The sequence below is a fragment of the Sphingobium nicotianae genome, assembly GCF_018603885.1.
Lineage (GTDB): Bacteria > Pseudomonadota > Alphaproteobacteria > Sphingomonadales > Sphingomonadaceae > Sphingobium > Sphingobium nicotianae.
The window spans coordinates 237119-252739 of record NZ_JAHGAW010000003.1 but is presented as its reverse complement, the minus strand read 5'-3'; the positions used below and the strand labels follow the sequence as shown (position 1 = coordinate 252739).

The window sequence follows — 15621 nt, the reverse complement described above, 5'->3', positions numbered from 1 at the left end:
TCGCCGCCGGACTCGTCACTGAAGCGGTAAAAAAAGGAACCCCACAACGCAGTCAAACCGGGTTTGACTGCGTTGTGGGCTTCAGGAGAGAGACTTTGAATCAGAAGGTCTTCTTGACCGAGAGCGACCAGGTCCGTGGTTCGCCGACACGGGTCTGCGCATTGATCGTGCCGCGCAGCACCTGATAATGATAATAGTGGTTCGCCAGGTTCGTGACCGTGAACCGTGCGCTCCACGAGCGGTCAGGCGCCTCATAGGCGAGCTGGCCGTTGAACAGCGAGTAAGGGTGGATCACGAAGATCTCTTCCGGCTGGTGGCCAAGCGGGAAGGCGGCCGTCGGCGAATTGACCGACGGATCATATTGCTGCCAGCCCTGCCAGGCCCAGTCGACGCTCGGCGTGAACGTGCCGGCGCTTGTCTCGAGGTCATATGAGACGTTGCCGTGCTGGTTCCACACCCAGTGGTTGGTGCCCGGATAAAGATAGCCGGTCTGGCCCGGCGTCTTGATGCCCGAGATATATTTGTTGGTGCCGATCGAATATTCGAGTTTCAGACCATGGAAGGGAAGCGCCGTGACTTCCCATTCCGCACCGCGGACCGTCGCCGGAACCGACCCGCCGATAATATAGGTGATCGGGCTGGGCGCGCCGGGGAACTGGCTGCAGATCGTGATCGCTTCCGGCGTACCCTGCTGCACATCGAAGAAGGTCGCGGTCGTACCCGGCTGGTTGCGGCACTCCGTACCGGTTCGGCCGGCCGAGACCTTCTTATAGTCGGTGTAGAAGACCGCCATGTTCGAGCGCAGCTTCTTGTCGAACCAGTCCGACTTGAGGCCCGCTTCATAGGCGATCAGTTCTTCCGACCCGGTCGGGCCATATTGGCGCGGCGTGTTGACGATCGTGAAGACGCCCGGCGGACGCGAGCCGGTGGCGGCCGACGCATAGACCATGATGTCGTCGGTAATCTTGTAGTCGGTCGAGATCAGCCAGTCGATCCGCTTCTCCTTGGCGAAGCCGAGGTCCGTAACGGTCGGAATCGCCGTCTGCGGGTTGACGGTCTGGAAATGATTGTCGGTATGGCTCCAGCGCCCGCCACCGGAAACGCGCCACCTGTCGGTGATGCTATAGTCCAGATGGAAGAAGGCCGACTGCGACTTCATCGTGCCATAAACGTCCGCAAGCTGGAACACGTTCGAGTATGACAGCGAGTTGCGCTGGGCGCCGGTGATGTCGACAGCAAACAGACCGGCAACCCACTGCAGCTTGTCGTCGAACAGCTTGCCGTCGAAACGTAGCTCGCCCGACCACTGGTGATCATAATTGCGGAAGTGCGAGATCACCAGGCCGAGCGGCGACTGGTCGCCATTCTGCGTGAACTCGTTGGAATAGTTCGTATAGCCGCCGATCGCCGTCATGTGGACCTTGTCGGAGATGTCGACCTTGAGACGAGCGGATACGAGCGTGTTGTGCGCATCCTTGCCCTGCTTGTAGCAATAGCCGAGCGGATAAGAGGCGGGGAGACCGGCAGAGCCACCCTGCGGGACGCCCGTCAGATTGTAATTGGGCCGGCAGTTGGTGGCATAAGTGTCGTAGATGCCGCCATTGCGCGCCGGCGGAACGAACCGGCTGTCCGTGATCACGCCGAAATTGGCCATCGTCATGATATAGAGGGTCTGGAGCGGGCTGCTGACGCCCTTGGCCAGACAGGTCGCGGCGGTCTGGCCGTTGAAGCCGGGCGCGCAGGATGGCTGGAAGCCGTAAGTGACTTCGGGCGTTTCCTCCATATTCTCTTCGCGATGGCGCGCCGTGATCATGAAGTCGACGCCGTCGGTCGGCTGCCAGCGCAGCTTGATCTGGCCGACCGCCATCGTGCCACCGCCGGTATGGCCGATGATGCAATCCCGGTTCTTCGAATCCGGCTGAGCATAGGGAAAGGTTCCCCGCAAAGCCGGTGTCCCGAGCTTGTCCATCTCACAGGCGAAGTCGAGGCGATTGCCGAAGCCGTCCTGCCGCTTGAAGTGGCCGGAGGCGCGGACCGACAGCGTGGGCGACAGGCCCAGGTCGAGGGCGCCGGCGAACTCCATATGCTTGCGAGAGCCGCCGGTGATTTCCAGATAGCCCGAGCCGTCGCCCTTGGGATCGACGGTGTAGAGCTTGATCGAGCCGCCGATGGAGGCGTTGCCGGACAATGTGCTCTGCGGGCCGCGATTGACTTCGAGCCGCTCGACGTCGGTGAAGTCGAGTTCCGAGCCGGCGGTCGTGCCGTGATAGATGTCGTCGGTATAGATGCCGAGCGCCGGCGGTGTCGCGAGGCTGGACGAGGCGCCCTGCACAACGCCGCGCAGGCGGATCACCGGCGTACCGGCGGACTGCGAGTCACCCGGGATCGTGCGCAGGTTTGGAATCACGCGGCCGAGTTCGCCGACATTGCTGACATTCGCCGATTCGAGCTTCGCCTGCGTCGCGGCCGTGATCGCGATCGGCGTGTCCTGGACATTTTCCGCCACGAAGCGCGCGGTGACGACGATGTCCTGAATGCCCTCATTGTCCGATGCGGCATCTCGTTGCGGCGCCGTCGTCTGTTGGGCGAGCGCCGGCTGCGACAAGGCCGCGAACGCCAGGAGGCAGCTGCCCGCAAGCAAGCGCCGCCCAACGAATGAGCTCCTTTGGATCATTACCCCTACTCCTCTCCTGTTTCCCCCTGCCTCCGGTTGTCATCTCTCGTGACACTCGGGGCGCGGCATGTGTTGCAGCCTCGCCACAAAACATAACATGATAACTATATGCGCGTTGAAACCATGTCAATGAGCAATCATTTCAAGGGAAGTGATCAAGACCGGCAACCATTTGCGGGGATTTGATTTTCTCCCTGCAAAAGGGCGTCTCGACCGCCAGCAGAATGGATGACTGCGCATCATGCAAGCCGTTGGAAACCCGCAGTTTTGCTGAGATTCTCGCGCTTTGCCTCGCGACGGGCGAGCTTTGATGATGACCGCCGCGTCACCGGGACCAATAGCCCGCACGCGGCTTCCGGCGGAAAAGATCAAGCCTTAGTGCCGTTTTGATACGCAGCCGTCCGGTATCGAAAAACTACTTAACACAGGAACGACATGGGCGTCACTCGGACGCGAAGGCACCGATTTTGCTGCGGAAATTTGTTGCGGGCCCAGCGCAGCATGTTGAAATGCACGCCGACCTGCCCAAGGCGAAAAGGGGGCGCGACCGCAAGGCCGCGCCCCCTTTTCGAGCATTGTCGTGCCGGACGTCAGAGCTTGACGCGCGCGCCAATCTTGAAGGCGCGGCCGACCGGATCGAACAGCACCTGATTGGTGCCGAGATTGCCCGACGGAATGACCGGCGGATCGCGATCGAACACATTGTTGATGGCGCCGAACAGCTCGATCTCCCGGCCCGAGGCCAGCGCGAACTTGTACGAGCCGGACAGGTCCAGATAGTAACGGCCCTGGACGCGGTTGTCGTTGACGCTGGTCGGCAGCGTGACCGAATAGCGTGGATCGTCCGGCCCGATGAAGGCGACGTTGTAGCTGCCACCGGGAATGTAGCGGCTGTGCCCGGTCAGCGTCACCGGCCCGCGCGTCCAGCTCAGCGTGCCGTCCAGCGAATAATCGGGAACGCCGAGCAACGTGCCCGAGCGCGAGCCGGTCTGGCCCGCGCGCTCGGTGGCGCCCGCGCTGTCGGTCGTGATCAGGTCCATGTAGAAGGTCGCGAGACCACGCAGCGTGACCGTGCCCAGATCGCCGAGCGGCTGGCGATAATCGAACTCGACGTCGACGCCGCGCGTCTTGAGCTGGTTGGCGTTCACCAGAATGTCATTCACCTGAATGACATTGTTGTTCACGTCGCGCGTGATCAGCGGGCAGAACTCGGTCGCGCCGTCCTTGCAGCGCTGGACCAGGGTCTGCGCGCCGAGCTGGCCGATCGCCTGCTTCACCTGGATGCTGTAATAATCGACCGACAGGCGCGTGCGCGACAGGAAGCCGCCACCGCGCGGCGCGATGACGATGCCGGCGGTGAAGCTGTCCGCCTTCTCGGGCTTCAGGTTCGGGTTGGAGCCGCGGATGACGACCGGATTGGCCTGCAGGCCGGTGACCGGATCGGTGAGGCCGATCGTCGTCTTCTGCTGCGGGCCGCGCAGCTCCGTGAGGTTCGGCGCACGAATGTCGCGCGACTGGGTGACGCGGAAGCGGATGCCCTGCACCGGCTCATAGACGCCGCCGACCTTCCAGGTCTCGACCTCGCCGCTGTCGCTATAGTCGGTGACGCGGAAGGCGCCGTTGAGCTCGAGATTCTCGACAGCCGTCATGTCGGCGAGCAGCGGCACGACGACTTCGCCATAGGCTTCCTTGACCGATTGCTTGCCCGACACGGCCTGCCCGTTGAGCACCCAGAAGCCGAGCGCGGCGGAGATGGGATCCGTCGTGCCCGAGATGGTGTTGCGACGCCACTCGGCGCCCACCGCGACCGAGACCGGCCGGCTGGTGATGCTGAACAGGTCGCCGCTGACGTTCGCCGCAACGACATGCTGGGTGTTGATCGTGCGCTGGAAGCCCGAGCCGGTCACATAGTTGCGGGCGGCCGCGCTGAACTGGCCCTGGCCGAACAGGTTGAGCGGCGCGCAGGCCGGATCGTCATTGGTGGTGATCGCGTCGGCATTGATGCGGCACACGATGTTGCCGTTGCCGTCGCGGACCGCGTCGACCGCATTCTTCATGCGGGCGTTGATCGGGTCGTTATACGTGTCCTGGCGGAAGCTGGTCTTGCCATACTGATAGTAGACGTCCCACTTCCAGCTGCCGCCCAGGTTGCCCTTGAAGCCGCCGACGAAGCGCATCGTCTCCGTCCGCGCCAGGCCGACCGGACTGCCGAGGTCGAAGCCCGAGCGGCCGAGCTGCAGCTGGGCGATGCCATTTTGCTGCATCGTCGCCAGCACCGAGGCCGGGATATAGGGATTGTCGACCTTGATGTTGCCGATGATCGAGCCGTTGAAATCCCGGAAGGTCGACGACAGGGTCTTGCCCGCCACGCGACCGTAGGAAAGGTCGGCATAAGCTTCGATCGTGTCGGTCAGCTCATAGGAAAGCGCGCCGTAGAGGCTCTGGCGCTCGACCGGCACCTTGAGCAGCAGGCTGGAGAGGAATGGATTGACGCCCTTCCCCTCGCCGCCGATCATGAAGAGCGGGCCGGCGAACTGGCCGTACTGGAACTGGCGCGGCGTGCCATTGTCCGTGAAGGTGGTGCCGCGCAGCGGGTCATTGGCCGCATTGGCATAGACCGGCTTGCCGGCCGCGTCGAGCGAGCGGTTGATGAGGCCGGTCGGCGACATGGTCGAGACATGGACGTTCGAGGTGATGATGCTGGACGGCTGACCGCCGGTGCCGGCCGGCGTATTGCCGACGATCGAGCGCTCCTGCGCACACCAGGCGCGGGCCGAGTAGCAATCGCCCAGGCCGCTATTGTCCTCATATTCGCCCGAGATGACGAAGTGACCGCGATCGCCGATCTTGAAGCCGCCGGTGAAGCTGGCGAACCAGTTGGTGTCGTCGGCGCGCTGCGAGAAGCCGGACTGGATCTCGGCCTTCAGCCCCTCGAACTTGCGATCGAGGATGAAGTTGACCACGCCCGCGACCGCGTCCGAACCGTAGACGGCCGAGGCGCCGCCGGTGACGACCTCGGTGCGCTGCACCAGGCCCGAAGGAATGAGGTTGACGTCGACCGTGCCCTCGCCCGTGCTCGGCACGAAGCGGCGGCCATCGACCAGCACCAGGGTGCGCGGCGCACCGAGCGCGCGCAGATCGAGAATGCGCGCGCCGATATTGCCACCGGCGGACTGGACGTTGCTCGGCGAGCCGGACGCGCGGAAGCTGGGGAGTTGGTTCAGGCCGTCGGCGATGTTGGTGATGCCCAGCGTCTGGGCGCGCTCGGCGCCGAACACGGTGACCGGCGTGGGCTGATCGAAGCCTGAGCGGGCGATGCGCGAGCCGGTGACCACGATGGCCTCTTCTTCGCCCTGGGCGGGCGCGGCGGCGGGCTCATCCGCGGCGGCCGGTGCGGCAGTCTCGTCTTGCGCGAGCGCCGGATGCGCGGCACCGAGCATCAGCGCGGCGGCGAGCGCCGCATGGCTCAGGCCCTGCATACGAAAACGAGATGTTGCGAAGCGAAGCATGTCTCTCTCCCAGTTGTCGGTCGACGCGGACGGGTGATTGCGGACCAAGGATGCAATAGGTAGGTACCTACCTTCTGGCCGGCGCACAGCATAGCTAGATAGCAATTTCAAGCTGAATGATGAGGGTTTGATAGCAAGCAGCCCGCGAAATGGCGGATGCCCGTTACAGATCGTGCCGAAAGGGCTCCAACTGTGGCACCTGGAGCACATCGGGCAATGGCGCGCCGTCGGACACGCGGCGGAACATGCCATATGCGGTCCAGAGCGCTCGCCCGTCGACATTGCGCGCGCCGCGCCCGGCGCGCTGATCGGACAGGCGCAGTGTCCGCGTGTCCAGCGAGATCCGGGTCAGCCCGGTGCGATTGGGCACGCCGACATGGGCATGCTGGGCGGAGAAGGCGATGACCTCGCCCGGATCGATCACGACCGGCTGACCGAGCGCCGGATCGACGGGGTCGAGCGGGCGCGGCGTCATCGGCTTGCGCGGCGCCTGCGCTGGCGCAGCGCGGTTGTGCGCCATCAGCTCGGCAAGGTCGAACTGCGCGCTGTCGTTGGGGATGACCTTCGCGAAATGGTCCGGCAGGAAAGCGAATGTGCGCCCGGCCGTGATCGGATAGATGGGCGCCCACCAGTTCACCTGCGCGTAGAGGTTGGACCCCCAGCTGTCGCGATGGAAACCGACGGTCGCGGTCGACCGGGCGTGATGCGGATCGCCGTCCGGCGGGATCGGGGGCTGAAAGCGCAGGATCAGCCGGTCTCGCGCCATGTCCCGCGGATCGAAGCCGAGTTCCTCCAGAAGGGCGCGCCACAGTCGCTTGGCTTCGGGCGCATTGGCGAAGGCGCGCTGCACATCGGACAGAGTCTGTGCGAGGGCCTGCCGGTCGAACGCCTCGTGGATGCGCACCGGATCCTGCGACCCGAGCTGATCGGCGAGGAAGGCGCGCGCATAAGCGACGATGTCGCGCATCGCCGGGAGATCGCCGAACCGCACGATCGCGCCTTCATAAAGCGCCTCATGAAGGGCGTCGGGATCAGGCGGCGGGACGCTGTACATGACGGGAAGATCGGCGGGCGGGACGGGAAATCAAGGTCCGGATTTCTCGCACACTCCCGACGGCAGGTCGATGCGTTATCCCCGCAGCTGCCGTCCCTCGATCGGGTAGGCAGGATCGACATAGCCATAGGTCGAGGCATAGCCGGGCGTCACCAGGCTGTCGGCGAAGGCCTCGTCCTCCGGGCCAAGCTGGACGGTGAGCGCTTCCAGATAGGCGTCCCACTGCGCTTCCGTGCGCGGCCCGACGATGGCCGCGCTGACGAAGCGGTTGCGCAGCACCCAGGCGATCGCGAAGGCGACCGTGCTGACGCCTTTCGCCGCGGCATGCTTGTTGACGGCCTGCGCGATGTCGACCGATTCCGGCCGCCACTCGGTCTGCTTGATGCGCACGTCGCCCCGCGCGAGACGCGAGTCAGCGGGCGGCTCGGCGCCCGGCGTATATTTCCCGCTCAGCACACCGCGCGCCAGCGGGCTGTAGGGCACGACGCCCAGGCCATAATGGCCGGCGGCGGGGAGCTGCTCCACTTCCGACAGGCGATCGACCATATTGTAGAGCGGCTGGCTGGCGACGGGGCGATCCATGTTGAGCGCATCGGCGGCGCGGCAGACGTCCGCGATCCGCCAGCCCTTGAAGTTGGATACGCCATAATAGCGCAGCTTGCCCTGCTCGATCAGGTCGTCGATCGCGCGCAGGCCTTCCTCGAAGGGCGCATTGATATCCGCCTTATGGAAATAGAGCAGGTCGATATAGTCGGCGCCGAGCTTCTTCAGGCTCGCCTCGACATCCTGCACGATCCACTTGCGCGACTGGCCGCCCTGATTGGCCCCCGGCCCCATGCGGTGGCCGAACTTGGTGGCGACGACCCAGTGATCGCGGTCATGCTTGATCGAGCGGCCGACATATTCCTCGGAGCGGCCGTCATTATAGCCATCGGCGGTGTCGATGAAGTTGAAGCCCTGCTCGCGCGCCTTGTCGATGATGCGCTTGGCGGTCGGCTCGTCGGTGGCGTCCCCGAACATCATGGCGCCCAGGCACAGCGGCGAGATGCGAAGGGCGCTGCCGCCCAGATAGCGATAGTCCATGTCGGCGGTTCCTCTCCAATCAAGCAGGCAGGTCGTGCGCTTGCTATTGATCGCGCGATCGATCGTGACAAGCCCAGACTTGATGCGCTAGAGAAATACTGAACAAGTTAAGGAGAGGAGTCGAGATGATCCGTTGGATCCTGACCGCCGCGCTCGTCGCGATGCCGGTCGCCGCAGGCGCGCAACCCAGGGCAAAGGCCCTCTCCGCCGAGCAAAGGCTCGAGCGCGCGGAAAGCGAGTTGGCGATCGATCGCGTGCTCGTCGACTATGCCTATTATCTCGATACCCGCGATTACGACCATTATGTCGGCCTGTTCACGCCCGACGCCGAATGGGTCAATCCGGCCGGCACCCACAAGGGCCAGAAGGCGATCCACGACATGCTCTCCGGCATGCTCGGCCCGGCCATGGCGGAGAATCATTCCAACTATCACATCATCACCAATCCGCGCGTCGACGTGACCGGCAACACGGCGACGGCCTGGTCTCGCTTCCTCTTCGTGATGCGCGGCGAGGGCGGCCATCCGCAGCCGGCGCTGGCCGGCATTTATCGCGACGAGTTCGTCAAGCTGAACGGCGTCTGGAAGATCAAGCGCCGCGTCGCCGAGAATGTCATGCCGACGCCCGACGAATGGAAGAAGGCGACGGCGCCGCAGGCCAAACCCTGATGCGCGCGATCGCCGCGGGCCTGGCGCTGCTGCTGATCGCGCCGGCACCGGCCCTTGCCAAGGCGTCCGTATCCAAGCCCAGCTTCGCGCAGCGTGTCCAGCGCGTCGAGGATGAGCTCGCCATCCGCCGCATCCTGATCGACTATCATCATTATCTCGATGCGCATGATGCCGAGGGCTACGCCAATCTCTTCGCCAGGGACGGCGCCTGGGTGAATGGCGGCGTGCCGCACAAGGGGCATGACGAGATCGTCAAGCTGCTCCGCGGCATCTGGGGCACGCCCAGGCCCGGCGATCCGGACCCCGGCACGATCCTCTACACGCACACGACCAACATGCGGATCGATCTGCATGGCGACCATGCCACGGCCTGGTCGCGTCATCTGATGGTGAAGCGCGGGCCGGACGGGAAGCCCTTCCCCAACCTTGCCGGCCGCTACGAGGACGCGCTGATCCGCGAGAATGGCGTTTGGAAGATCCAGCGCCGCACCGATTTCCCCGTCATGCCCACGCAGGAGGAATGGCAGAAGATCATGTCCTCCCGCATGCCGGCGCAGACCCGGCCATGATGCGGGCGCTCATCGCCGGGGTCGCCCTGCTGGCCGTCACCACCCCCGTCGTCGCCAAGGCGCCGCCGAAGCCGGACTTCGCGCAGCGCGTGCAACGCGTCGAGGACGAGCTGGCCATTCGCCGGATCCTGCTGGACTATAGCTTCACCCAGGATGCGCACGACTATGAGGGCTACACCGCCCTGTTCGCCAAAGAGGGCGAATGGGCGAACGGGCCGACGGTCAAGAAGGGCCGCGACGCCATCCACAAGATGCTGATCGACCTCTATGGCGCGACGCCGGCCGGCTACGTCAACAATGAGAGCTATCACATCACGACCAACCTGCAGGTCGACATCGACGGCGACCGGGCGACGGCGCGTTCGCGGCACCTGCTGATCATGCGCGGACCCAGCGGCCAGCCCGAGCCTGTGCTGGCCGGGCGCTACGAGGACCAGCTCATCCGCGAGGACGGCGCCTGGAAGATCCTGAAGCGCATCGACTATCCGATCATGCCGACGCCCGAGGAATGGGGCAAATATATCAGGGAACGGAGGGCGCAGCAGAAATGAGAGCCTTGACCAGTCTTGCCGCGGCCGCGGCGCTCCTCGCCGGCGCGGTGCCAGCGTCAGCGCAGCGCAACGAGGCGGCCGATCGCGCCGCCATCCATGCGCTGCTGATGGCCTATGGCGCGACGCTCGATGCGCGCGATTTCGACGGCTTCAGCAAGCTGTTCGGCGCGGACGGTGTCTATGTCGCGGGCGGCGGCCGCGAGGCCAAGGGCGCCGCCACCGGCGAGATGATGCGCGGCGTGTTCGCCAACAATCCGAGCGGCGTCGGCGAGCCGAATTTCCATCTCTTCTACAATGAGGTCGTGACCTTCGACGGGCCGGACAAGGCCCACGCAACCTCCATGTCGCTGTGGGTGGTGCCGGACAAGGAGACCAAGCGCCCGACGCCCCTGCTCTCGGCCCGCTATGAGGATGCGCTGGTGCGCAAGGGCGGCAAGTGGCTGTTCGCTCGCCGCACCGTCAAGCCGATCACCAACGGCCCGGCCGCGGCGAAATAATCCAACGGGAAGGAAGACATCATGACCCACGCAACCGAGATGGCGGATCGCGTCGCCATCCATGAGCTGCTCATCGAATATGGCGCGGCGCTCGACCGGCGCGACTTCGACGGGTTCGGCAAGCTGTTCGGCAAGGACGGCATTTACGAGGCCGGCCCGTCGACGACCAGGGGCGCGGAAGCCGGCCCGCTGATGCGCAACATTTTCGCCACTGGCCCCAACGCGACCAACACGCCCAATTTCCACCTCTTCTTCAACGAGGTGGTGACCTTCGACGGGCCGGACCGCGCCCGCGCCAGATCGACCTGCGTGTTCATGACGCCCGACAAGGAGACCAAGCGCCCGACCGTGGCCGTCTCCGCCCATTATGACGACGAGCTGGTGCGCGAGGATGGCCGCTGGGTCTTCGCGCGGCGGACGCTCAAGCCGATCACAAACGGGCCGCCTGCTCCGCTTTCGTAACGCGCTCCGGTCGCTGGCATCTGTCCCTGAGTGAGTGATCCCATCTCATCGAAACCGACTCTGGGCCGCGTGGACACATTTGATTACAGCAGCGTCGGCCATAGCTGCATGTCTGGACTCGACGGCTTTGCGGACATCATAGCCCCTCCTCTTTAGAGGAGGGGTAGGAGGTGGTGGCGATGCGCAGCATCGCTCGCGAAGCGAATGACCGCGACGTCGCAAGCACCACCCCAACCCCTCCTCTGAAGAGGAGGGGCTTATGACGGCTCCCCACGCACCCTAGGTCGTGAACCCATAAACGGCGTTCACGAAAACGTGCTTAGCCACCGGAGGAGCGAGCCAATGACTCGAGCATCTGCTCGTAATCGTTGAGGGCCTTCCGCTTCCTCGACCATCGCCAGCGGAACGTCGCTCCGATTGCCGAGCTGATCAGCCCGCCAACTATGAAGTTGATTTCGATGGTCCACAGTTCGCTCCAGCCAAGAAGGCCGCGCGAATGTGCCCATAGTAGATACGCGAACATACCAAAGACAAGGATCGCTGCGAGCCCAAACCAGAGCCAATAGGTCGCGCGTGACGGAACAAGGGGACGGAAGCCCCCAGCACCTTTGATCCGCCAATCCGATACATTGCCATCCACAAGCCAACCCTACATCGCTGGCGCATGATCGCAACAGGGCGGCGATGTTGGCTTTCACATTGCGGCGGTATCTGATTCAGGGTCGGTATGAGCCGATATGACCTGACCGACTTCGAGTGGCGTGTGGTCGAGCCGCTGCTGCCCAACAAGCCGCGAGGCGTGCCGCGCGTCGATGACCGGCGCGTGCTGAACGGCATTTTCTGGGTGCTGCGCTCCGGCGCGCCGTGGCGCGACCTGCCCGAGCGCTATGGCCCGCGCACCACCTGCTACAACCGCTTCGTGCGATGGCGAAAGGCAGGTGTGTGGGACCGGCTGATGGACGCTATCACCGCCGCCCATGACGGCGACATCCAGATGATCGACAGCACTTCCGTTCGCGCGCATCAGCAGGCCGCGACGGCAAAAAGGGGTCCAGATCATTGTCTCGGTCGCAGCCGAGGCGGGCTCACGACCAAGATCCACGTCGTCGTCGACGCGCAGGGCCTCCCGATCCGGCTCGGCCTGACCGCCGGCAGGCGCACGATGGGCAGATCGCCGACACGCTGCTCGACCATCTCGGCCCGCGCACCATCGTGCTGGCCGACGAGGCCTATGATGCCGACCGCATCCGCGGGCTGATCCAGGATCAGGGCGCCACACCCAACATCCCGCCCAAGATCAACCGACGTTGGAAGCCGTGCTTCAGCAAGCGGCTCTACCGCGAGCGCAACCTGATCGAGCGGTTCTTCTCCAAGTTGAGCACTTCCGCCGCGTCGCCACCCGCTACGACAAACTTGCCGCAAACTTCCTCGCCATGGTCCAGCTGGCCTCAATGCGGCTGTGGCTTCGCGCTTATGAGTCCCCAACCTAGTACCTCCACTCACCGCAAGCTGCAGTTCCTCGCAGAAAAGCAAATCTTCGCCGCAGGCAGATTGTCAATTCTATCGATTGAGTTAAGTTTGCGCTCGCACATCCGTGCGACTCCATTCAGGCCGCGTACGAGGAGAAACCATGTCGCAGTCATCGCCCCAACCCGCCGGGCCATCCGCCGCACCGGAGCGGATCGACCATGAAGCGGGCGCACTCGCGCTCGTTCGGCAAGCGCTGGAAAAACTCAAGTTCGGCGCTGTCCATCTGACCGTCCATGAAGGGCGGCTCGTGCAGATCGAAGTCACCGAGAAGACTCGCCTGACCGCCTGACGCACGCGCCGGGACGATTCCGGCCGACGCCTTTCAGCTGCGTTCCCGTAGCTTGATGCTGACCGGACCACCGGAGGCATCCCTTTTTCTTCCAAAAACAAGGGGTTCCTATCATGGTCCGCAGGTCCATTCTTTCGTCGAGCGCGCTGGCCGCGTCTCTGCTGTTTCCGTTTCCCGCGCTTGCCCAGGACGCGCCGCAGGACGATCCGGCCATCCCGCAGGCGCAGGCCAATACGGGTGAGATCGTCGTGACCGCCCGTCGCCGCGAGGAGCGCGCGCAGGATGTGCCGATCGCCATGTCGATCGTCACCGGGCAGGAGCTTGCCAGGACCGGCGCGTTCAATCTCAATCGCCTGCAGCAGCAGCAGCCGGCGCTGCAATTCTACTCGTCCAATCCGCGCAACAGCGCGATCAACATTCGCGGCCTCGGCGCGCCGTTCGGCCTCACCAATGACGGCCTGGAGCAGGGCGTCGGCTTCTATCTGGACGGGGTCTATGTCGGTCGCGTCGGCGCCTCGACCTTCGATTTCGTCGATGTCGAGCGCGTCGAGGTGCTGCGCGGGCCGCAGGGCACGCTCTACGGCAAGAACACGACCGCCGGCGCGGTCAACATCACCACCAAGGCGCCGAGCTTCGACTGGGGCGGCCAGGCCGAGGCGAGCTACGGCAACTACGACTTCATGCAGTTCAAGGGATCGATCTCCGGCCCGCTGGTCGCGGACAAGCTGGCCGTCCGCCTTTCGACCTCGCTCACCAGGCGCGACGGCACCATCTATGACGTCACGACCAGGACGGACGTGCACCGGCTCGACAACGTCACCTTCCGCGGCCAGCTGCTGTGGCGCGCCAGCCCGAACCTCGATCTGACCCTGGCCGGCGACTATAACGTCCAGAACCCGCTCTGCTGCGTCCAGATCTACGCGCGCACCGGCGCCACGCAGCGTCCGCTCAGCCGGCAATATGCCGCGCTTGCCGCCGCGTTCGGCTATACGCCGCCGAGCCTCAATCCGTTCGATCGCGTGACCGATCTCGATGCGGCGAGCAACAGCCGGCAGGAAATGGGCGGCGCCTCGCTGACCGCCAACTGGGATCTCGGCTTCGTGACGCTGACTTCGGTTTCGGCGTGGCGCTACTGGGACTGGAAGCCGGCCAACGACCGCGACTTCGTCGGCCTGCCGATCACGACCGTGTCGCAGAATCCCTCGCAGCAGAAGCAGTTCAGCCAGGAAGTGCGGCTCGCCTCGAACAGCGGCGGCAAGCTCGATTACACGATCGGCGCCTTCTACTTCTGGCAGAAGATCGACACGCAGGGCTCGCAGGTGCAGGGCCCGGCGGCAAGCCGCTGGTTGCTCAATCCGGGCAACCCGCCCTTCCTGGCCAACGGCTGCGCGACGCTGACGGCCAATGCCTGCAATCCCTCGGTGCTGAACGGCCTGACCTCGACCAACACCATCGGCTTCAGCAACAAGAGCTTCGCCGTGTTCGGCAAGCTCAACTGGCAGCCGATCGAGGGGCTGCACATCCAGCCGGGCCTGCGCCTCAACTATGACAGGAAGGACGGATCCTATGTCTCGGTGGTCACCACCGGGGCGGGCAGCACGACGCTGAACGCCGACCAGCGCGGCGTCCTCGCGCCGCAGAGCTACAAGCCCAGCTTCAGCGACTGGAACCTCTCGGGCGACTTCACTGTCTCCTATAATGTCACGCGCGACATCAATGCCTATGCGACCTACGCGAAGAGCTTCAAGTCGGGCGGTATCAACCTCTCCGGCCTGCCGCTCGACGCGACCAACAACCCGATCCTGAGCACCCAGACGGTGAAGCCCGAATCGGTCAATCATTATGAGATCGGCCTCAAGACCCAGTTCCTCGATCGCCGGGTGACGCTCAACATAGCGGGCTTCTGGACCGAGGTCGGCGACTATCAGGCGACCGTCACCAACGGCCAGCTCGGCGTCATCCGCGGCTATCTCGCCAATGCCGAGAAGGTGCGGGTGCGCGGCTTCGAGTTCGATGCGAGCTTCCGACCGAGCGACCGCTTCCGCAGCTACCTCAACGGCGCCTTCACCGACGCCAAATATGTGAGCTTCAAGGATGCACCCTGTCCGCCCGAGCTCTCCGGCGGCACGACCGTGACGGGCACCCAGGTGCCGAGCGCCCCGGGCACGCCGGGCGGCCTCAGCCCGGCCTTCTGCGACATTTCCGGGCAGCGCCTGCCCGGCATCTCGCGCTTTTCCTTCGCCTGGGGCGGCGAATATAATGTGCCGGTCGGCAATGGTGAGGCCTATCTGGGCTATGATGCGAGCTATCGCACCCGCTTCTCGTCCAATCCCTCGCCCTCGGCCTACACCTGGATCGGCGGCGGCTCGGTCCATAATTTCCGGCTGGGCTATCGCGTCGAGGATAATTTCAACGTCTTCGGCTGGGTCCGCAACGCCTTCGATCGCGACTATTTCGAGCTGCTCTCGGCGCAGTCCGGCAGCACCGGCCTGATCGTCGGCCAGCCCGCCGATCCGCGCACCTACGGCATCACGCTCAGCAAGACGTTCTGAGGGCGGCTCGGCGATTATTCGCCCATCCGAGGAAGGGGCCGTCGCAATGCGATGGCCCTTTTCTGTGTTTGTGAGGAAGGAGGAACGTCGGTCAGGTTGTGGGCCGCGCCGGCAGCGACCGGCGCAGCCCGTGCGACCCGTCAGCGCCGGATTCTCATGTGCGTCTTGACGTGGATTCGATAA

11 protein-coding genes and 1 pseudogene are annotated in these 15621 nt (G+C 64.5%); 8 read left to right on the top strand and 4 right to left on the bottom strand.

Annotated elements, in window-relative coordinates; all coding sequences use genetic code 11:
• Positions 1 to 100: 100 nt before the first annotated feature.
• From KK488_RS05740 to KK488_RS05725, 4 genes are all read right to left on the bottom strand, one after another.
• The gene (locus KK488_RS05740; RefSeq protein ID WP_214622182.1) at positions 101 to 2674 is read right to left on the bottom strand and encodes a TonB-dependent receptor; all 2574 of its coding nucleotides are present in this window, start codon (positions 2672 to 2674) and stop codon (positions 101 to 103) included.
• 590 nt (positions 2675 to 3264) lie between these two features.
• Positions 3265 to 6183, bottom strand: a complete 2919-nt coding sequence (locus KK488_RS05735; protein WP_214622181.1) for a TonB-dependent receptor plug domain-containing protein — start codon at positions 6181 to 6183, stop codon at positions 3265 to 3267.
• Between the two features lie 163 nt (positions 6184 to 6346).
• Positions 6347 to 7237: a hypothetical protein gene (locus KK488_RS05730; RefSeq protein WP_214622180.1), complete on the bottom strand. Its 891-nt coding sequence runs from the start codon at positions 7235 to 7237 to the stop codon at positions 6347 to 6349.
• Positions 7238 to 7312: 75 nt separating this feature from the next.
• The gene (locus tag KK488_RS05725; RefSeq protein WP_214622179.1) at positions 7313 to 8320 is read right to left on the bottom strand and encodes an aldo/keto reductase; all 1008 of its coding nucleotides are present in this window, start codon (positions 8318 to 8320) and stop codon (positions 7313 to 7315) included.
• A gap of 125 nt (positions 8321 to 8445) precedes the next feature.
• Here KK488_RS05725 and KK488_RS05720 point away from each other — a divergent pair, with 125 nt between their 5' ends.
• From KK488_RS05720 to KK488_RS05685, 8 genes and pseudogenes are all read left to right on the top strand, one after another.
• Positions 8446 to 8988, top strand: a complete 543-nt coding sequence (locus KK488_RS05720; RefSeq protein WP_214622178.1) for a nuclear transport factor 2 family protein — start codon at positions 8446 to 8448, stop codon at positions 8986 to 8988.
• On the top strand, positions 8988 to 9557 hold the full coding sequence (locus KK488_RS05715; protein WP_214622177.1) for a nuclear transport factor 2 family protein: 570 nt from the start codon (positions 8988 to 8990) through the stop codon (positions 9555 to 9557). Before KK488_RS05720 ends, KK488_RS05715 begins: the two co-directional genes overlap by 1 nt.
• Entirely contained in the window at positions 9509 to 10108 is a 600-nt protein-coding gene (locus KK488_RS05710) for a nuclear transport factor 2 family protein (RefSeq protein WP_214622176.1), read from the top strand. The genes KK488_RS05715 and KK488_RS05710 overlap by 49 nt, the downstream gene beginning before the upstream one ends.
• A gap of 5 nt (positions 10109 to 10113) precedes the next feature.
• Positions 10114 to 10605: a nuclear transport factor 2 family protein gene (locus KK488_RS05705; RefSeq protein ID WP_214622175.1), complete on the top strand. Its 492-nt coding sequence runs from the start codon at positions 10114 to 10116 to the stop codon at positions 10603 to 10605.
• Between the two features lie 21 nt (positions 10606 to 10626).
• Positions 10627 to 11067, top strand: coding sequence for a nuclear transport factor 2 family protein (locus KK488_RS05700; RefSeq protein WP_214622174.1), 441 nt, complete (start codon positions 10627 to 10629; stop codon positions 11065 to 11067).
• Positions 11068 to 11794: 727 nt separating this feature from the next.
• Positions 11795 to 12557, top strand: a pseudogene (locus tag KK488_RS05695) (IS5 family transposase).
• A 140-nt stretch (positions 12558 to 12697) separates the two neighbouring features.
• Complete coding sequence (locus KK488_RS05690) at positions 12698 to 12886, top strand: YezD family protein (RefSeq protein ID WP_214622173.1); 189 nt, start codon at positions 12698 to 12700, stop codon at positions 12884 to 12886.
• Between the two features lie 113 nt (positions 12887 to 12999).
• The gene (locus tag KK488_RS05685) at positions 13000 to 15438 is read left to right on the top strand and encodes a TonB-dependent receptor (protein ID WP_214622172.1); all 2439 of its coding nucleotides are present in this window, start codon (positions 13000 to 13002) and stop codon (positions 15436 to 15438) included.
• Positions 15439 to 15621 lie beyond the last annotated feature (183 nt).

Bases quoted from the DNA above. Each gene is read 5' to 3' on its own strand.
- KK488_RS05720 (WP_214622178.1), top strand. From the start codon at position 8,446: ATGATCCGTTGGATCCTGACCGCCGCGCTCGTCGCGATGCCGGTCGCC.
- KK488_RS05725 (WP_214622179.1), bottom strand. From the start codon at position 8,320: ATGGACTATCGCTATCTGGGCGGCAGCGCCCTTCGCATCTCGCCGCTG.
- KK488_RS05715 (WP_214622177.1), top strand. From the start codon at position 8,988: ATGCGCGCGATCGCCGCGGGCCTGGCGCTGCTGCTGATCGCGCCGGCA.
- KK488_RS05700 (WP_214622174.1), top strand. From the start codon at position 10,627: ATGACCCACGCAACCGAGATGGCGGATCGCGTCGCCATCCATGAGCTG.
- KK488_RS05730 (WP_214622180.1), bottom strand. From the start codon at position 7,237: ATGTACAGCGTCCCGCCGCCTGATCCCGACGCCCTTCATGAGGCGCTT.
- KK488_RS05735 (WP_214622181.1), bottom strand. From the start codon at position 6,183: ATGCTTCGCTTCGCAACATCTCGTTTTCGTATGCAGGGCCTGAGCCAT.
- KK488_RS05690 (WP_214622173.1), top strand. From the start codon at position 12,698: ATGTCGCAGTCATCGCCCCAACCCGCCGGGCCATCCGCCGCACCGGAG.
- KK488_RS05740 (WP_214622182.1), bottom strand. From the start codon at position 2,674: ATGATCCAAAGGAGCTCATTCGTTGGGCGGCGCTTGCTTGCGGGCAGC.
- KK488_RS05685 (WP_214622172.1), top strand. From the start codon at position 13,000: ATGGTCCGCAGGTCCATTCTTTCGTCGAGCGCGCTGGCCGCGTCTCTG.
- KK488_RS05710 (WP_214622176.1), top strand. From the start codon at position 9,509: ATGGCAGAAGATCATGTCCTCCCGCATGCCGGCGCAGACCCGGCCATG.